General features: G+C 66.5%; 11 protein-coding genes. 4 read left to right on the plus strand and 7 right to left on the minus strand.

What is annotated here, in order from left to right:
• Positions 1 to 325 precede the first annotated feature (325 nt).
• On the minus strand, positions 326 to 616 hold the full coding sequence (locus P0D70_RS27730) for a putative quinol monooxygenase (RefSeq protein WP_408186814.1): 291 nt from the start codon (positions 614 to 616) through the stop codon (positions 326 to 328).
• 546 nt (positions 617 to 1162) lie between these two features.
• Between P0D70_RS27730 and P0D70_RS27735 the strand changes: the two genes are divergently transcribed.
• On the plus strand, positions 1163 to 2482 hold the full coding sequence (locus P0D70_RS27735) for an EAL domain-containing protein (RefSeq protein ID WP_408186815.1): 1320 nt from the start codon (positions 1163 to 1165) through the stop codon (positions 2480 to 2482).
• On the opposite strand, the gene arfB is transcribed toward P0D70_RS27735, so the two are convergent.
• On the minus strand, positions 2479 to 2883 hold the full coding sequence (arfB, locus tag P0D70_RS27740; protein WP_091794934.1) for an alternative ribosome rescue aminoacyl-tRNA hydrolase ArfB: 405 nt from the start codon (positions 2881 to 2883) through the stop codon (positions 2479 to 2481). The two genes, P0D70_RS27735 and arfB, sit on opposite strands and share 4 nt — an antisense overlap.
• A 151-nt stretch (positions 2884 to 3034) precedes the next feature.
• On the opposite strand from arfB, the gene P0D70_RS27745 reads away from it, so the two are divergent.
• Positions 3035 to 3676 carry a VC0807 family protein gene (locus P0D70_RS27745; RefSeq protein WP_408186816.1) on the plus strand — a complete coding sequence of 214 codons (642 nt, stop codon included), beginning with the start codon at positions 3035 to 3037 and terminating at the stop codon, positions 3674 to 3676.
• A gap of 186 nt (positions 3677 to 3862) precedes the next feature.
• On the opposite strand, the gene P0D70_RS27750 is transcribed toward P0D70_RS27745, so the two are convergent.
• From P0D70_RS27750 to recC, 3 genes are read right to left on the minus strand one after another with little or no spacing between them, the layout of a single operon-like run.
• On the minus strand, positions 3863 to 5995 hold the full coding sequence (locus P0D70_RS27750) for an AAA family ATPase (RefSeq protein ID WP_408186817.1): 2133 nt from the start codon (positions 5993 to 5995) through the stop codon (positions 3863 to 3865).
• Complete coding sequence (recB, locus tag P0D70_RS27755; RefSeq protein ID WP_408186818.1) at positions 5992 to 9684, minus strand: exodeoxyribonuclease V subunit beta; 3693 nt, start codon at positions 9682 to 9684, stop codon at positions 5992 to 5994. The genes P0D70_RS27750 and recB overlap by 4 nt, the downstream gene beginning before the upstream one ends.
• A complete protein-coding gene (gene recC, locus P0D70_RS27760; protein WP_408186819.1) occupies positions 9681 to 13064 on the minus strand; it encodes an exodeoxyribonuclease V subunit gamma in 3384 nt (1127 codons plus the stop codon). The genes recB and recC overlap by 4 nt, the downstream gene beginning before the upstream one ends.
• A gap of 203 nt (positions 13065 to 13267) precedes the next feature.
• Here recC and P0D70_RS27765 point away from each other — a divergent pair, with 203 nt between their 5' ends.
• Entirely contained in the window at positions 13268 to 15820 is a 2553-nt protein-coding gene (locus tag P0D70_RS27765; protein WP_408186820.1) for an FUSC family protein, read from the plus strand.
• A 131-nt stretch (positions 15821 to 15951) separates the two neighbouring features.
• On the opposite strand, the gene P0D70_RS27770 is transcribed toward P0D70_RS27765, so the two are convergent.
• Positions 15952 to 16161, minus strand: coding sequence for a hypothetical protein (locus tag P0D70_RS27770; protein WP_091794952.1), 210 nt, complete (start codon positions 16159 to 16161; stop codon positions 15952 to 15954).
• 239 nt (positions 16162 to 16400) lie between these two features.
• Entirely contained in the window at positions 16401 to 16874 is a 474-nt protein-coding gene (locus P0D70_RS27775; RefSeq protein ID WP_091800594.1) for an Lrp/AsnC family transcriptional regulator, read from the minus strand.
• A gap of 138 nt (positions 16875 to 17012) precedes the next feature.
• Between P0D70_RS27775 and P0D70_RS27780 the strand changes: the two genes are divergently transcribed.
• Complete coding sequence (locus P0D70_RS27780) at positions 17013 to 17681, plus strand: cysteine dioxygenase family protein (protein WP_408186821.1); 669 nt, start codon at positions 17013 to 17015, stop codon at positions 17679 to 17681.
• Positions 17682 to 17770: the final 89 nt, after the last annotated feature.

Raw genomic sequence — 17770 nt, forward strand, 5'->3', positions numbered from 1 at the left:
ACCCCCCCCCCCCCCCCCCCCCCCCGCCCCACCCCCCCCCCCCCCCACCCCCACCCCCCCCCCCCCCCCCCGCCCGCCCCGGCCGCCCCCCCCCCCCCCCCCCCTCGCCCCCCCCCCCCCCCCCCCCCCCGCCCCGGGCCCCCCCCCCCCCCCCCCCCCCCCCGCCCGCCCCGCCCCCCCCCCCCCCCCCCCCCGCGGGGGGGGGGGGGGGGGGGGGGGGCCCCCCCCCCCCCCCGCCCGGCGCCCACCCCCCCCCCCCCCCCCCCACCCCCGGCCCCCCCCCGCCCCCCCCCCCCCCTCGCCGTTATGCAACGTGTCCGCCCGTTCAGGCGATCTTCGACACGACGCGAATTTCAGCGTGCTCCACCCAATCCGCCACCGCTTTCCTGTAGGTCGCGATGTGCTCGGATTTCGCATGCGCTGCCAGTGCTTCCTGGCTTTCCCAACGCTCGACAAACACGAACCGGCGCGGCTCCTGCACGTCGCGGTGCAAGTCGTATTGAAGCGCTCCCTGCTCCTTGCGCGTCGGCCCGACCAGACCTTCGAGCGCCTGACGCAGTTGCTCTTCGTGCCCCGGCTTCGCCACCGAGATTGCGACCACCGCGATTTCCGACATGCCTAACCTCCGTTTCATTAAAAGCAGCAGCATACCGGGCGCCCACCAAACCTGCAGGACGCGGCTTCAAGGCGCCGGCTTCGCGGTCCATGCCTGCGCCCTGCTGACCCGATAACGCGCCCACGCATTCAAACGTCTAAGCCGCCCTCGCCTGGAGTTTGGCGGGTGTCCGCTCAGCGCCCTGTTACGCTCGATTTCATACATGCAAAAGATTGCGATGAAGGCAATCGGTTTTGCGCGCGGCGTATGGGCGCAAAACTCGCGCGGCGGGCCGGCGGCATCGTGCTGGATGGGCCTCGGGGAAAGGGTTTGCGGGGCGCCCGACATGTGCGCGAGTACGACCCCGCGTCTGTGATTACCCGCACATTCACGCGAATTGCAAACTGCTAGACTGGTTTTGACTAATCCGCCGGAGTCCAGCATGGCTGGCATTGCTCTCCGCGTTCCCGGGCTTTATCCGACCCGCCCTGCACACGTGGGGGCCGTGCCTCCGTTGCGCGCCGAATCGTCTGACGCGCCCCGTCACCCGCTTACCGCGATGCCGCCATGTCCGCACTCATGCCCGCCTTTATGCCATCCGTCAGCGAATTGACCCTGAGCGGCCTGCTCCCGCATCTGGTCCGGCACGAGTCCGGCTGGAGCGCGACGTGGCGCGCGCTGACTTTGCACAGCGTGTTCCAGCCGGTGCTCTCGGTCACGCACCAGCGCATCGTCGGTTATGAAGGACTGCTGCGCGCCTTCGATCCGGTCGGTTTGCCGGTCTCGCCAGAAGTGCTCTTCTCGGGCACCCGCTCGGCCGCCGACGCTCGTGAACTCGACCGTATCGCGCGCTGCCTGCATGTGGCGAACTTCATGGAGCAAGGCATCAGCACCGGGTGGCTGTTTCTGAATACGCGTCCACAGGTGTTCGAAACCGGCTGGCCGCAGCGCGCGTTCATCGACGAACTGTCGGCGCACTTCGGATTGCCTCAGGAGCGCATCGTGATCGAAGTGCTCGAGCAACCCGCCGACGACGAGTCCGCCGTCGCCAGCATGCTCGCCGCCTCGCAGCCGCGCGACTTCCTGATCGCGATCGACGACTTCGGCACCGGCTTCTCGAACTTCGACCGCGTATGGCGCTTCCGCCCCGACATCGTCAAACTCGACCGTTCGCTGGTCGCGCGCGCCGGCAGGCGCGAAGGCGACGATTCGATGATCAGCCACCTGATCGCGATGCTTCATCAATCAGGCACGCTGGTACTGGCTGAAGGCGTCGAAACCGACGAAGAATTGATGATCCTGATGGAAGCCGATGTGGATTTCGTCCAGGGTTTCTGGCTCGGTCAGCCGAAGAGCTCCGTGCAGGCGGCGTGCGCCGGCGTGCCGGCGCTGATCGAATCGATGTGGAGCAAGTTCGCCGACTACGAGCGCGAGCATGCCGGCCACCAGCGGCTGGGTTTCGAGGGTTTCGCCGAAGCAGTGCTGGCCGCCGCCGAGACCTACAAAACCACCGGCGATCTGCGCCAGGCGGCGCAAAAGGTGTGGCATTTGCCGGAGGCCCGCCGCGTGTTCATCACCGACGGACAAGGCGAACAAACCCTGCCCTCGGTCACGGCCGCCTCTGTGCCGCCGCCTCCGCTGCGGCTCGCGCCGCTCTATACCGACACGCGCAGCAACTGGTCGCGGCGCGCCTACTTCAAGCACGCACTCGCCGCGCCGGGGCGCGTCGCGATGATGGGTCCGCACTATTCGCTTGCCGACGCTCAGGACTGCTACACCGCCGCCCTTGCATTCGAGCGTGACGGCACGCATGTGCTTTGCGTCGACTTCGTGCCGAGCGCCACCCTCCCCGACGTGCGCCCCGCGGGACGCGGCAGCAAGCGCTAATCGTCCACCCGGCCGCGGCCGGATTTGACCTCGCTGCGCTTGGCCTTGCTGTCGAGGCGCCGCAGGTTCGACGCGCGCGTCGGCCGGGTCGCCACGCGCTGCTTGCGCGTCACGCTGACGCTTTCGATCAGCTGATCGAGCCGCGCCAGCGCCGCCGCGCGGTTCATGTCCTGAGTCCGATGCTCCTGCGCCTTGATGATCACGACGCCGTCACGCGTGAGCCGGTGATCGGACAGCGCAAGCAGGCGCATTTTCAACACTTCCGGCAACGATGAAGCGCGCACGTCGAAGCGCAGGTGGATGGCGCTCGAGACTTTGTTGACGTTCTGGCCGCCCGCTCCTTGCGCGCGCACGGCAGTCAGTTCGATTTCGTTCGACGGGATCGGATAGCGGGATGTCATGACACGAGATTGGGCTGGGAGACATGAGTGTACACAGTGCGCCCGAACGCCGATTATCGGCTATCGGGCGCGGCGGCCGATGCGAAAAACTATTTGCATCCGCACCGCCGCGTCATCGATACTGCGTTTTTCGCTTACGGCGTAAATTAACATGAAGCTTCGTCCGGCTTTTGTGCTCGAACTGGCCGTCAACTTTCTGTTGCCATGGCTCGCCTACCGTCTCGCGTTGCCGCATCTGGGCGAGACCGGCGCGTTGATCGCGTCCGCCGTGCCGCCGATCGTCTGGAGCCTGGTTGAACTCGTGCGGTTTCGGCGCGTCGACGCGTTGAGCGTGATGGTGGTGACCGGCATCGCGCTCTCGGTCGCGGCAATGGCGCTCGGCGGCAGTCCGCGCATGCTGCTGTTGCGCGAGTCGCTCGTGTCCGGCGCGGTCGGCGTGGTGTTTCTGCTCTCGCTGCCCATGCGCCGTCCGCTGATCTTCTATCTCGCACGCGCCACCGTTGCCCGCGAAATGGAGGGCGGCGCCGCGCGCTTCGAAGCGCTGTGGCAGGAGCGGCCCGCGCTGGTCGCCGCGATCCGTCTGATGACGCTGGTGTGGGGCGTCGGCCTGACCGGCGAAACGGCGCTGCGTGCGTGGATGGCGCTCACCTGGCCGATCGAGCGCTTTCTGGTCGTTTCGCCGTTCATCGGCTACGGGATCTATGGCGGGCTGACGCTGTGGACGCTGTGGTATCGGAAGACCATGCGCGGGCGGGTCGACGCGCGCGTGCAATCGGGTGGCGCGGTTAGTTGAGCAGGTTCCACGCGCAGTGCGTGGGGCTGCCGTTCTGCCGTTCTGCCGTTCTGCCGTTCTGCCGTTCTGCCGTTCTGCCGTTCTGCCGTTCTGCCGCCCTGCCGCCCTGCCGCTCTGCCGCTCTGCCGCTCTGCCGCTCAATGTTGGCAGCGGACCTCGAAGCAGTGCCGCTGCCCGCGCATCATTCTATTCAGCGCCGCGCCACGCCTGCGCTATCCGCGCGGCCAACCCCGAATCGCGCTGCGTTGGCGTCGCAATTGCCTGCGCCAGCACGGCGCGAGCGCCGACCACTTCCACCCGTTCGCGCGCGCGGGTGATCGCCGTGTACACCAGTTCGCGCGACAACACCCGGCTAAACACCGACGGCAGCATCAACACCGCATGCTCGAACTCCGAGCCCTGCGACTTGTGAACCGTGAGCGCGAATGCGGTGTCGTGCGGTGGAAGCGCCGCCGGCGATACCGCTCGCAGACCGCCATCGCCGGTACGGAAATACACCCGCAACGTGCCGTTCACGCCCGGCAGCGCAATGCCGATGTCGCCGTTGAAAAGACCGAGTGCGTAATCATTACGCGTCACCATCACGGCGCGCCCGGCGAACCAATGCGCGCCCACTGCCAGAGTCACGCCAGCCGCGCGCCGCACTTGCGCCGCCATCGCCGCATTCACCTGGTCGACGCCGCGCGGACCGGACCGGGTCGCGCACAGAATGCGGAAACGGTTCAACGCGTCGAAAAGCGGCAGCGGGTTGGGCGTATCGGCCGCGAGCGCCGCGGCAAGCGCGTCGGCGTAGGGTGCGAAACCCGCCGCAAGGCGCGCGACGGTGCGCTCGGCAAGCGTCGCATGCATGTCTTCGTGTAGCGCCGCCGCGCAAGATTCCACGGGATCGATGCGCAGGACGTCGAGCGCCGCGCTTGCCGAGCCGTTACGGATCGCGAGCGACAGGCGGCCGATCGGCGATTCGAGACCGAACCGGTAGTTGCGCTCGAGCCAGACGACGCAATCGGCGAGTGGGCTTTGCGTGTGCGCTGCCGACCCAGGCGGTGACGCGGCGCTGTCGAACAGCTCACCGGCGCGCGATTCATCGAAGGTGTCCGACGAATCCGCGTATGCAAACAGATCGTCGGGCCGCGCTTCGAAGTCGTCCGGTACATCGGCTTGCGCGGGCAAACCGGCGGCCTCTTCACTGAAACTACGCGATGCGCCCGGCAGCGCCTGCCTGAGCCGCGTTTCGTCGATGCCAAGCGCCGCGGCGATCCGATGCAAACCCTCTTGCGTAAAAGCCGGACGAGCGCTGAGTTCGGCGAACACCGCGCCGGCTTCGACTGCGGCGAGTTGGTCCTTGTCGCCGAGCATCACGAGACGCGTCTGCGGTGCAATGGCATCGAGCAGGTGCGCTGCCATGGCGACGTCGATCATGGAAGCCTCGTCGATCACCACGACGTCGTAAGGCAACGGATTGTCCCGATGATGCCGGAAGCGCCCTCCCGGCCCGGACCCGAGCAAACGGTGCAACGTGTACGACGTCTGCGGCAAACGCGCGGCGAGTTCGGGCGGCAGATCGCCGGCGCGCGCGAGCAAGGCTTCCTGCATGCGCTGCGCCGCTTTGCCGGTGGGCGCCGCCAGCGCGATTCGCAAGTCCGCGCGCGCATCGAGCAGGCAGGCAAGCACGCCGACCACGGTAGTGGTCTTGCCGGTGCCGGGTCCGCCGCTGACGATGGTGAGTTGCCCCGACAACGCCATGACCGCCGCGACACGCTGCCAGTCGACCTCATTATCCTTCGGCGCCCCGAAGTAGCGCAGCAGACGCTCGCGCAGCGTTTGGGCGCCGACGCCCGCTTCAGCTCCAGCAGTGGCATCAGCGCCCGCAGCCACCGCAGCCACCGCAGCCACTTCAGCATGCGCGACCAACGCGCGCGCAAGCCGCCGCTCGTAGTCGTAGTAGCGAGCCAGATACAGCCGCCCTTGCCCATCGACCACCAACGGCCGCAACGCCGCCGCGCTTTGCGAACCGTCGCTCGCCATGCCGCTGGCGAACAGCGCCGCACGCGCCTCGGCGCTCGATGCCGCGAAGCGTCTGGCCAGCAATGCAAGCGGCACACACACGTGGCCTTCAGCCGTCGCGCGGCTCGCCGCGAACGCGGCTCGCGCCGCCCACTTGACTGCTTCCGCCGATGCGCCGCCGCGCCGCGCCAGCGTGCCGATGCGACGCGCGAAACCTTCCGCGAGCGCGATGCTGAAATCGGCCGGCGCGGGCAAACTCACGCCGATATCGTCGAACTCCGGCGGCGCCGATGCGCTCTGTTCGAACGTGCTCATGCGACACCTCCGATCATGGCCGCATCGAGCAGCGCGACCAGTTCGAATGCGGGCCGCCGCATATGCACGCCCGCCGGTCCATCGGCGTCGTGCCAGTGCGGACGCACGCCTCGCACGAACAGATACAGATAGCCGCCAATATGCGTGTGGTACGAATAATCACGCACCCGCGTTTTCAGATAGCGATGCAGCGCGACCGTATAAAGCAGCGCCTGCAGGTGATAGGCATGACTCGCCATGGCCGCTTCGAGCGGCGCGGCGGCGTAGTCGGCGGCCGTGGCGCCCAGATGGTTCGACTTCCAGTCGACGATCCAGAAACGTCCGTCGTGCTCGACGATCATGTCGATGAATCCTTTGACGAACCCGCGCAATACGCCGGGTTCCAGTGCAACGTCGGGATAGCCGTATTCGATCAGCAACTCGCGCAACGCGGGAAAATCGAGCGACGGTGCCGCGAACAGAAACTCGAGTTCGTTCAGACGCCGGCGCGGATTCAGATTGGCCAGCCTCATGCCGGGCTGCAGTTCGGTGGTGACCACGTCCTTGAGCAGGTTGTGCATCATCGCGGGCAGGCGTGCGGCGAGTTCGGGCACTGCCGGCGCCGGACGCTCGCGCAGCGCACCGCGAATGGCGTCGCTCCAAGTATGCGGGTCGGTGAAGTCGGCGAGTTCGAACATACGATGCAGACAGTCGCCGGCCGCCGCGCCGCGCGGGAACGCGAGAATGTCGTCTTCCGCATGGGCCTCGGCGTGCGGCGCGGGCACCGGCGTGACGACGAGCGCATCGGCAATCTCGTCATGATCCGGGCGCACCTCTTCGACCGGCGTGTGCGCTGCCTCGGCTTTACTGCCCGCGGCAATCAGCCCACTGAAACTCGCCATGCGCCATTGATCGCGCAGCGGCCTGCGATTGGCCCGCGCCTGCATGTGCGCCTCGCGGTCCTGAAGGCTTTCCAGCGGCACGCGACGTTCGGGCCGCGGCAGTGTCTGCAGCGTGATCGGGCCGCCCGCCAGCGCTTGCCAGCGCGCCGACAACGCCGCCTCGTCGGGCGGCTCGGCGAGCCAGCCGTCGAAGCTATGGCCGTCGCCGCCCACGAGCCAGTTCAACACGCTGCGGCGCGACTCCTTGGTGGAGCGCGACGACAGGTACGTGCCGGCGACGAGATAGCAGCGGTACACCGCGCGCGTCAACGCCACGTAGACGAGCCGCGCCCGCTCCGCGGCCTGCTCGCGCACCGCGTAACGCGACGCATGCTCGGCCTCTTCGTCGTCGCAACCGTAGTGCAGCACCGCGGCGCCTGCTTCGTCGTGGTACTCGCGCGCATCCGGCAAACCGGACGACGGTGGCTCACGCAACGCGCCGTCGTTCAGGAACGGACAGAACACCACCGCATATTCGAGCCCTTTCGATTTGTGGACCGTGACGATCTGCACGAGATTGCGATCCGATTCGAGCCGCAATTGCGCGTCTTCGCCGCCGCCCTGCGCGCGTTGCGCGGCGAGCCAGCGCAAGGTGGGCGCGATGCCCGGCTGCGTCGCGGCACGCGCCTGCACGAGTTCGGCCAGGTGGTTCACGTTCGTCAAACGACGCTCGCCGTCCTGCCCGGCAACCAGCCGTTGCGCGACGCGCAGCTCGCGCATCAGCGTGCGCCACATCACCGCGAAGCCGCGCTCATGCCACAGCGTGCGGTAGCGTGAAAAACGCTCGACCCAACCCATCGCATCGGCGGCGTGCGCGGGATCGTCGGCGGCCGACGGCGCGTCGGCGACCTGCTCGAGGCGCCACAGCGCCGCGGCGTCGAGACCCAACCAGTCGGTTGCCAGCGCGGCGCGCAAACGGCGCAGATCGCCCGGCGTATCGACTGCGGCCAGTACGCGTTCGATCTGCTCGGCGTCGAGCGTCGCGAATACCGACGCCTGCGCCAGTTCCACGCTGCCGACACCCCATGCGGCCAGCACGCGTTTGATCAGACTGCCTTGCTTATGCGTTTGCACCAGCACCGCGATGTTGCCCGGCGCGAGCGGCGCGTCGCCGATCGTCACCGCGCCTTCGCGCGCGCCGCGCAGCAGGCGCACGATCTCGGCGGCGCACGCCTCGCTCGCTTCGCGCTGGGCCTCGCGCTTGGTCAAGGCGGCGTCGCCTTGCGGCAAGGTCCAGATACGGAAGTCGCCCGTGCTCGTGCCCGGATCGGCGAACGGTGGCCGGCGCCGTTCGCCCGCACGCACCGGCTGATAGTCGAGCCCCTCCAGCACGAATGCCTGACGATTGGCTTCGAAGAGCCGGTTGCACGCCTGAACGATAGGCGCGGTCGAGCGCTGATTGACGGCCAGCGTGTAGCGCGCGGATGCCGCCTCGCGCGCCTTCAGATAGGTATGCAGATCCGCCGCGCGGAAACTGTAGATCGCCTGCTTGGGATCGCCGACCAGAAACAGCGGACCGGCCGGCGCGAAGATGCGGCTGAAGATCGCGAACTGCAGCGGATCGGTGTCCTGAAACTCGTCGATCAGCGCTGCGGGATAACGTGTGCGCAAAGCATCGGCAAGCCAGGGGTGCGCGGCGAGCGCGCGGTACAGGTTGGACAGCAGATCGTCGAACGACACGACCCGGCGCGTGCGCTTGCGCGCCACCAGCTCCGCGGGTGCGTAGTCGAGCCAGCTTTGCACGAGCGAAAGCCAGCGCGCGCGTTGCGCGGCTTCGGCCGCGACCACGGCCGCGGCCAGCGCTTCGGCGTGCTCGAAGAACGGATGCTCAGGCGGTTCGAACTTGACCTTGGTGGCTTTCTTCAAAGCTGAAACCGTGAGCTTCAACGCGGCTTTCGGCGGCGGCGCATGGCAGTCGCCCTGCGCGAAGTACTCGGTCCATGCGGCGATGGCGGCGCTCACATGGTCGGGCTTGTGCGACGTCTTGCTCAGACGGTCTTGCGCCTCGGCGAGCAAAGTGACGATCCTGTCTCGTTCCGCATGCCAGAGGTCGCAGGCTGCGTCGAAACCGGCTTGCGGATCGGCGCCATTGCCGGTTGCGTCGAGCTTGCCCCAGCGCAACTGCGCCAGCGGTTTTTTCAGACGCCGCGCGAGTTGCTCGTCGAGTGAAGCGGGACCGGCGCGTTTGCCCACCAGCCACGCGGCGAACGCTGGATGCGCATGCGCCACTGGCTCCACCTGTTCACGCCAGAAATCAGCGGCCATTTCGAAGCGCAAGGCCGCGTCGTCGGCTTCCATTTCAAACGCGAACGGCATGGCAGCGGCGAACGGCGCCTCCTGCAACGCGCGCTGACAGAACGCGTGAATGGTGTGGATCGCCGCCTGGTCGAAGGTGCGCAGCGCGCGCCGCACCACCTTCAAGGCGGCCTCGCGCTCGATGCCCCGCTCCGGCGCGAGCGTCGTTTCAAAGAGACGGCGGATGAACGGATCGCCGCCGTCGTCATCCATTTCGATTGCACGGTCCAGTTCGGCGAGACGGCCGCGAATGCGCTCATGCAGTTCCGCGGTCGCCGCCTTTGTGAACGTGACGACGAGAATCTGATCCGCATTCAGATTTTTTTCGAGCAGCAGCCGCACGTACAAGGCGCAAATATTCCAGGTCTTACCGGTCCCCGCGGAGGCCTCGATCTGATTCACGCCGTCGAGCGAACAGGCGAAGACGTCGAGCTCTTCCGCCACCAGCGCGTAACTGTGCTTGCCCCCGCTCATGACGCGCTCCGCAGATGCTGGATGAGCGGCTTGAACACGATCGCGGCAAGACTGCCGAACGGTTCGTCGAGCGTAAGCGGCGTGCCGCGCAAGGCAATACGCAAGGCGGGGTCGTCGGACTCGCCGCGCACGCGGTCGTTGATCCAGACACCGAGCGCCGCTGAATCGCTTTCGCTGACTTTGGTCCACGCGCTCTTCGGGAAAAAGCGCAGCGGCAGCCTGCGCCCGGCCTTGAACAACGCGGCAAGCGGCGCGAGCTGGTCGAGCGGCGCGGCGACCGGCGTGAGCTCGAAGCTCTCGCCGCTGCCATGCCATACGGTGCGGCGCGGACCCTGCGGTCGCGCGGCGCAATACACCAGGTGCGCAAGCCACGCCGACAGATAGTCGCGTGCGGTAGGTTTGGCGTAACGGAAAATCACTTGTCCTGTTTCGGTGAGCAGATTCAGACTGCCGTGCAGTTGCAGCGGCGTTTCGGCCGCTTGCCGCAGCAGCGCGTCGTAGGGGCCAAAGAACGCCCCGGCCATGTCCGCGCTATCCGGCCAGCGCGGCGCGATGTCGAGCACGAACGGCAAACGCTCGACACCCGAAGCCACTTCGCGGCGCACGCTGTCGGCGAGCTGGCGCAACGCGCCGAGCTCGCGTGCGCGCCACACCGCGCCGGTCGCGCCGCCCGGCAGTTCCGGGCTCGCTGCCGCCACGCGGCGCACGCGTTCGAAAATGACGTCGTCGTCCGTATCGGCGTCGAGCAACACTGGCAAAAGACGATCCGCCAATGCATCGCGCCCTGAGTAATCCAGGTCGAACGGTTCGGTGTCGAGCAACTCGCCCTGTACGTCCGACAACACGATGCCCAGACGGTCGCGCAACAATGCCCGCGCGGGATGGCGCCAGAAACGCACGAACTCGTCGAAGGCGATCGGCGCCGGATCTTCCGGAGGCAACGGCTGATCGAAGAAGGGCGCGGCAACGGAATGCGTGGGCGCGGCGAGTAATGTCGCCAGCTCCGCGCGATCCGCGTCGTAGCTGAACAGCCCGGATTGCGGCGAGAAATAGTCCGATGCGAATGCCTGCAACGGATGATCGACGACGAACGCATGCCGCGCGCGCTCCACTTCTGCCGGACTCGCGCCCTCGCCCGCGGACACCCGCGCGAGATGGTCGAGCAATTCGTCGACCAGCGCGGCCGGCGGCAACGGCGCGTTGTCGCGAATGCTGCGGCCCGTATAAGCGATGAAGAGACGATCGCGCGCGGCGAGCAGCAGATCGAGGAACAGATTGCGTTCGTCGTCGCGGCGCTGGCGGTCGCCGGCTTTGCCAAACGCGGCCATCAGATCGAATTCGTCCGCGCGCGCGAGACTCGGCAGGACACCGTCGTCCATGCCGAGCAGGCAGACGACGCGATACGGCAATCCGCGCAAGCTGGTCAACGAAGAAAACGTCACGCTGCCCCAGGGCACGCCGCCGCGCGCGGGGTCGTCGAGCGCTTCGGTAAGCGCGCTGCGCACCACTGCGGCGGGCATCACGATCTCTTGTGCGCCGGCTTGCATCGCGTCGCCCATCTTGTCGATCGCGTCGCGCACGGCGGCGAGCGAATCGGCAAACTCGACGCCGCCGTCGAAACATTGCGCGAGCGTATCGAGCAGCAGTTGCGTCCACTCGACGGGCGTGCGCTCGATCACGCAATTCGCCGCGAAGCTGTCGATGTCGTCGACGAAGCGCGACAGGCGGCCGAGCAATTCCGCGTCCGAGCCGTCAGCGCCTTCGACCGGCAGCCAGGCGTCGACCGGCTCGCCGCCGTCCGGCATCGCATAGCCGAGGTAGAGACGCGTGAGCGCATCCGCGAAGGTATGACGGGCGATCGGCACATGTTCGCCCGTGGGCCCGACCGGTGCGAGCCCGCGACGCGCGCCGGCCGCGGCCAGCCACTCCTGCGCGGCTTCCAGCGAGCTCGCGTCGATCCCGTAGCGCACGGCGATCGCGTCGACGCGCAACCATTCGATCAGATCCGGCGCACCCACGCTGCGCTCGGGCAAGGCCAGCCAGTCGAGCAGCAAACGCGCGACCGGATTGGCCTGCGAGGGCGGCAAGCCGGTGATCCGATACGGAATGCGGCGCGTGTCGCCTGGCGGCGTGGTGCCGAACACGGCGTCGATCAGGGGACCGGCCGCCGCGAGATCGGACACGGCGACCAGCACGTCGGACGGCTGCAGGTCGTCGAACTCGTCGAACCAGCCGAGCAGGCGATCGTGCAGCACTTCGAGCTGGCGCGACAGGCTGTGGCAGACGTGGACTTCAATGCCATGCTCGATGGGCAGTTCGTCGGTGTCGGTTTCTGTTCGCAGATCGAGGATGCCGTTCTGCACGGCGGCGAGCCAGCTCGGTTCCGGGTTCTCGGTGAAATCGCCGGTCTCGCCGGAGGCCGCGCTCTCGGTCAGCTCGTGCAGCATGTGCAACTGCGCCTGGGTCTGACGGCCCCACTCGGCGAGCAGCGGATGGCCGACTTGCTGATAGTCGAGCTGGCCGGCGGCGTCGAGCGCCTCGACACGTCCTTCGCTGACGACGTCGAACCAGAACTCGCGGCACGGGTTCATTACGTACAGACGCACGTCCACCCAGCGCGAGAGTGCCCGCAGCAATGCCACGTGCAACGGCGGCATGGTGGGCAGCGCGAATACGCTGACCGCTTCGGGCCACTGCGCGTTCGAGATGGCCTCGAGGTCGAGCGTGCCGATCTCGTCCAGAAAACGGTAGGCAGGCGGCAACGCGGCCGCGGGCGTTTGCGCGTTGCCCGACAGCTCCGTGAGCACCGCGCGCCACAATGCCGCTTGCCAGCGCTCGTCCTCGCGCGCCGCTTCGCTCGCGCCGACCAGACGCGGCCCGCTGTCGTCAGCCGCACCGCTCGCGAAAATCGAGCCGCCCTTCTGCCATTGCAGCAGCCATTCCGGGCGATAAGTCAGATAGTGGTCGAGCACGGTCGCCACGCGGCGCGCAAGTTCGTAGCGCATCGACGCGTCCGCCGCGTCGAGATACGTGCGCAGACGCGGCGACGCATTCCACGGCGGCGCTTCGTCCCCTTCGTTCACCTGGCCCAGCAGCCGGTAGCAGCGCCACACGAGCCGGTCCGGCGCGAACGGCGAGTGCCTCGGCACCTCGATCACACCGCCGATCTGCGCCCACAGCCATTGCGCTAGATAACCAAAGTTGACATTTGCGCAGATGCCCTGGCGCGCAGCGATATCGAGCTCGAGACGACGCCGCACCGCCGCGCTCGAGACGATCACGGGCTGCGCGGTCCAGGGGTCGGACGGCGCCTGCGCGAGGTCGTCGAGCAGCGCGCCGACAAGGGTTTCATAGCGGTTCGAGTAGAAGAGCTGGAGCATGGATCCTGGGGTTTGCGCGCGGTGGGAGCGGAACGCCAAAGCCGCGACAGACAGTGAAGCGACAGCATAACAAACGCATCCCTCGCGCAGAACCTGGCCAAACGGACGAGGTCAGATCACCCATAAAATCAGTTAGACTCGACGGCAGTTTGGGTCTGTCTCTTCAACCGCGTTTATCTCAGTGAACGGAATCCAGGCAGTCGATGCGCTATTCGGTCGAAATAAAAAAATTCCTCTATAGCCAGTACTTTTATGGCGGCCTGCGCATCGCGGTCGGCGTGTCGTTATCGGCCGTACTGTGCCTGATCGTGTTTCACGATCGCGAGCTCGGCTTCACGATCGCGACCGGCGCGCTCGGCGCATGTGTGGTCGACATGCCGGGCCCGCTCAAGTACAAGCACAACGAAATGCTGGCGTGCACGGTGATCGGGTTCCTCTCCGCGCTCGCCACCGGACTCGCCACGGTCAACGCGGTGGCGCTGTGGTGCACCGTCGTGCCGCTTACGTTCCTGCTGTCCCTGATCGTCGTGTATGGCAACCGCTGGCCGCAGATCAGCTTTGCCACGCTGTTCATGATGATCATGACGCTGGAGGAGCGCTTCACGCCAATGCAGGCGCTCGTCAACGCGTCGTGGATTCTGGTGGGCGGTCTCTGGTACACCTACTGGTCGACCTTCGTCAGCCGCTGGATGATGCACCGCATCGAACAGCAGGCGCTGGCCGAAAGCGTGTTCGCGTGCGCCGACTATCTGCTCGCGCGCGCCGAGTTCTACGATCTGGATAACGACCTCGACGAGTGTTATCGCAACCTGGTCGACAAGCAGATCGCCGCGGTGGATCGCCAGGACGCCGCGCGCGACATCGTGCTGCGCAATCTGCCCAAGCTCAAGAGCGGCAAGCTCGAGCCGCGCCGCGCCATGCTGTTCAATCTGTTCATCAACACGGTCGATCTGCACGAACTGTTCGTGGGCGCGCACACCGATTACCCGCTGGTACGCACCACTTTCGGCGGTTCCGATCTGCTCGTGTTCTACCGCGACCTGATTCGCAAGGCGGCCGCCGACCTCGAGGAGATCGGGCTCGCGGTGCTGCAGAACCAGGCGCCGCGCACGCGCGTGAACGTCAAGGCGGAACTGCGCGCTATCGAGTTCGAAATCGAGTTGATGCGCAAGCAGAACCTGCCGGCCAAAAACCACGAGGCCTATTCGGCGATCTCGTCGACTTTCCGCCGCGTCTGGAGCGCCACGCGCCTGATCGACAAGATGCGCAAGAGTCTCTCGAGCGAACCCAGCACGACCGAGACCGAATTGCGCCTCGACCAGGCGCTCACGCGTTTCGTGTCGAGCCGCCGCGTGCCGTTCGGGCAGATTTTCTCGAACCTGACGATGGCCTCGCCGAGCTTCCGTCATGCGTTGCGCGTCACGATCGCGGTCGCCGTGGGCTTCTGGCTCGGCCGTTTGCTGCCGCTCACCAACGCCTACTGGATCGTGATGACCACCGTCATCATTCTGAAGCCCGGCTATTCGCTCACCAAACAGCGCAACGGGCAGCGGATCGTCGGCACGCTGATCGGCTGTGCGGCGAGCATCGCGCTGATCATGTTCGTCAAGGAGCCGCACTTCCTGCTGGTCGTGATGTTCGCTTCGATGGTCATGAGCTACAGTCTGCTGCTGTTCAATTACACGGCGAGCGTGGTGTTCACCTCGTCGTATGTGCTGCTGATGTTCCATCTGCTCGCACCGGGCAGCATGCGCATCATCGGTGAGCGTGCGATCGATACCGTGGTGGGCTGCGCGATCGCGATTGCGGCAAGCCACCTGTTCCCGTATTGGGAATATCGTTTGATGGGCAAGCTCGTCAACAACATGATCAACGCGACGCGTCAGTATCTCGAAGCAAGCTGGTGGTGGAGCGGCAAACCGGCCGCCGCAGTGGTCGCCACCGTGACCGAGGCCGGTGCGCGCGCCCCGGCCGCGGCCATGGCCGATCCGGCGCTCGACTTCGGCAAACCGGTGCTCGCGGCGGCTGATGGTGGCGCAAGCGCTGCAGACAGCGGCACAGGTGCTACTCAACGCGGCGGTGCAAATAGTGGCGTACGTAGTGGCGTAAGTGCCGGCGCAAGCGCTCAAGCCGCCGCAGGTCCCGGCGCGTCAACGACACCACCGGTTGCCGACGCCGGCGCCGGCACCACAACGGTCAGCAATCCGACCGCGAGGCCGGCTTCGGGCGCCTCCGCTGCCGCCGCAGCCGCGGCGACAGCGCTCGATCGCGATTACCGCTACCGGCTCGCCCGCAAGAATGTTCACGTGGCGTTCGCGAATCTGGGCCAGGCGTTTCAGCGGATGATGCTGGAGCCGAAGTCCGCGCAAAAGTTCGTGCCGGAACTGAACGGCCTGCTGGTGCGCAGCCACGTGCTCGCCTCGCAGATCACGGCGGCCGCGCCGCTGCTGCGCACCTCGGCGCAACAGCAGGCCGACGGCGTTTCGCTACAGCCGCTGCAACGCGCGTTGAGCGTGGTGCGTGACAATCTCACCGAGGCCGAAACCGGCACCCCGCCGCCCGCCGATCAGGGCGAGCAGATCAAGCAGTTGGGCCGTGAGCTCGATGCGATGGTGGTCGAGACGGAAAAGTCGCCCGACTATTCGACGGACGCCGTGCACGACATGAAACTGCTTGCTCATCAATGCAAGCAGATGCTGTCGGCGGCAGCGTTGATTCGCAAGGACGCGAGTGTGATTCGCCTGCCGGACGAGTGAGGCGGCGTGGGCCGACATTGTGCGTGGCGCGCGCGTTGTGTTTCTCGCTGTTGGGTGCGCCAGCGTTTTGCGTGGCGGCGAGCGTCGCCGAAAGATCGGGCGTGACGCTCGAACCGGGGCTGCGCCCAGTATTACTGAGCCGCGCCGCTTGCCGGCTTCACGGCATTGGCCGCTGCCGCCGCGTCCGATGAAATCGACGGCGCCGCTGCGTTCTGGCTGTCGAAATCGTGCTTTTCCTTGATGGCGTTATAGAACAGCGTGGCGATCACCAGCAGTACCGCGACCACGATGAAGACAGCAATGCCAAAGGTCGGGTTCTTCTTGCGCGGCGGTTTGTTCATGAGGCGGGCTCGGTTCGCGAAGCAGTCGCGGATGATGGCTGGGAAGGCGGCATTCTACGCCCACTGAGCTTGCACGCGGCTTGCAATGGACGCAACGAACGAGCGAGCAGCGGGCTGGCAGTAAGCGCGGGCGCGCAAGGTTGCCGCGTAGCATCACCGGCCCCTGCGCGTTGCACGATTCGCTGACTGAAGACACGCAAACAACAGAAAAGCAAACAACGCACCTGCGGCCTTTCGCCCTACCTCACCATGGCGGGCCGCACCGGCAGCGCCGTCGAATACTTGATCTGCTCCATCGCGAAGCTCGAACTCACGTCATACAGCGGCACGGCCGCGATCAGCAGCTTGTAGACGCGGTCATAGTCGTCGATATCGGACACCACCACGCGCAACAGGTAATCGGTTTCGCCGCTCATCCGGTACACCTCCACGACCTCAGGAATATCCTGCACCGCACGCGTGAAGGTCTGCGCCCATTCCTCCGTGTGCTGATTGGTGCGTACCGCGACGAACACAGTCGTGCCCACCCCGAGCTTGCGCGCATCGCAAAGGGCGACCTGCGCGCGGATCACGCCCGCCTCCTTCAGGCGCTGCAGCCGCTTCCAGCAAGGCGTTTGCGACAGATTCACGCGTTGCGCCAGTTCGGCGATCGGCATGGTCGCGTCCTCCTGCAGCAGTTCCAGCAGCTTCCGGTCGATGATATCCATTCCCACCATGACACCCCCATAGGAAATTATTCTACTTTTCAGATTCCAGGGGGAATTATATGGAAACTCTTTCTCCGGGCAAACCGGTATAAATATCGCTATCCGAAATTAACGATAAGCAGCCCGCGCCGCTGCCCAACGATCATGAGCCAAGAGTTTCAATCAGCGTCCCTGGAACGTGCCACCGTCCAACGTGTGCAACCTGCCGGTGCGACTCCGGCAGCGCCGCGCGAGCCTGCGGACCCGCCCTCGTGCGCCGGGCGCAACGCGCCGCTCGCGCGACTATGCGATAGCCTGGACGCGATGTTCGAAGCCTGCGCCCATTTCCCCGAACCGTCCGATTCGACCTTCTTTGCGCGCAGCATGCGGATTGCGCTCGCCCAGGCGGCGGCGAACCCCGACTTGCTCACGGCAGCGCAACGCGAAGGCTCGGTCGAGAAGTACCGGCGTCATCTGTTGGCTGCGGATCCGCACGGCCGCTATGCGATCGCCGCGCTGGTGTGGCTGCCGCAGCAGGCGAGCCCCGTGCACGCGCATCACACGTGGTGCGGCTACGCGGTGGTGGATGGAGCGCTGAGCGAAACGATATTCGAATGGAACGGCGCGCAGCACTGCGCGAGCGCCACACGGACCCAGGCGCGCAATCAGGGCGCCGTGTCGTTCGTGCGAGGTGGCCGCGGCGGGATTCATCAACTGGGCAATCGCAGCACCGAGCCTGCCGTGTCGCTGCATATCTATGGCGTTGCGGGCGCGCAGATCGCGACGCACGTCAACGAGGTCTTGCGCGTGGCGCAGACATCTGCACTGGCCTGAAACGACGTGTTACGGGTGCCTCGCACCCCCGCTCGCCGAGCTGACGACACACCACCCCATCTCACGCGCGCATTCCAAACCCCGCGTCT

The organism is Paraburkholderia sp. RL17-381-BIF-C (assembly GCF_046026435.1).
Taxonomy (GTDB): domain Bacteria; phylum Pseudomonadota; class Gammaproteobacteria; order Burkholderiales; family Burkholderiaceae; genus Paraburkholderia.

Bases quoted from the DNA above. Each gene is read 5' to 3' on its own strand.
- P0D70_RS27730 (WP_408186814.1), bottom strand. From the start codon at position 616: ATGTCGGAAATCGCGGTGGTCGCAATCTCGGTGGCGAAGCCGGGGCAC.
- P0D70_RS27735 (WP_408186815.1), top strand. From the start codon at position 1,163: ATGTCCGCACTCATGCCCGCCTTTATGCCATCCGTCAGCGAATTGACC.
- arfB (WP_091794934.1), bottom strand. From the start codon at position 2,883: ATGACATCCCGCTATCCGATCCCGTCGAACGAAATCGAACTGACTGCC.
- P0D70_RS27745 (WP_408186816.1), top strand. From the start codon at position 3,035: ATGAAGCTTCGTCCGGCTTTTGTGCTCGAACTGGCCGTCAACTTTCTG.
- P0D70_RS27750 (WP_408186817.1), bottom strand. From the start codon at position 5,995: ATGAGCACGTTCGAACAGAGCGCATCGGCGCCGCCGGAGTTCGACGAT.
- recB (WP_408186818.1), bottom strand. From the start codon at position 9,684: ATGAGCGGGGGCAAGCACAGTTACGCGCTGGTGGCGGAAGAGCTCGAC.
- recC (WP_408186819.1), bottom strand. From the start codon at position 13,064: ATGCTCCAGCTCTTCTACTCGAACCGCTATGAAACCCTTGTCGGCGCG.
- P0D70_RS27765 (WP_408186820.1), top strand. From the start codon at position 13,268: ATGCGCTATTCGGTCGAAATAAAAAAATTCCTCTATAGCCAGTACTTT.
- P0D70_RS27770 (WP_091794952.1), bottom strand. From the start codon at position 16,161: ATGAACAAACCGCCGCGCAAGAAGAACCCGACCTTTGGCATTGCTGTC.
- P0D70_RS27780 (WP_408186821.1), top strand. From the start codon at position 17,013: ATGAGCCAAGAGTTTCAATCAGCGTCCCTGGAACGTGCCACCGTCCAA.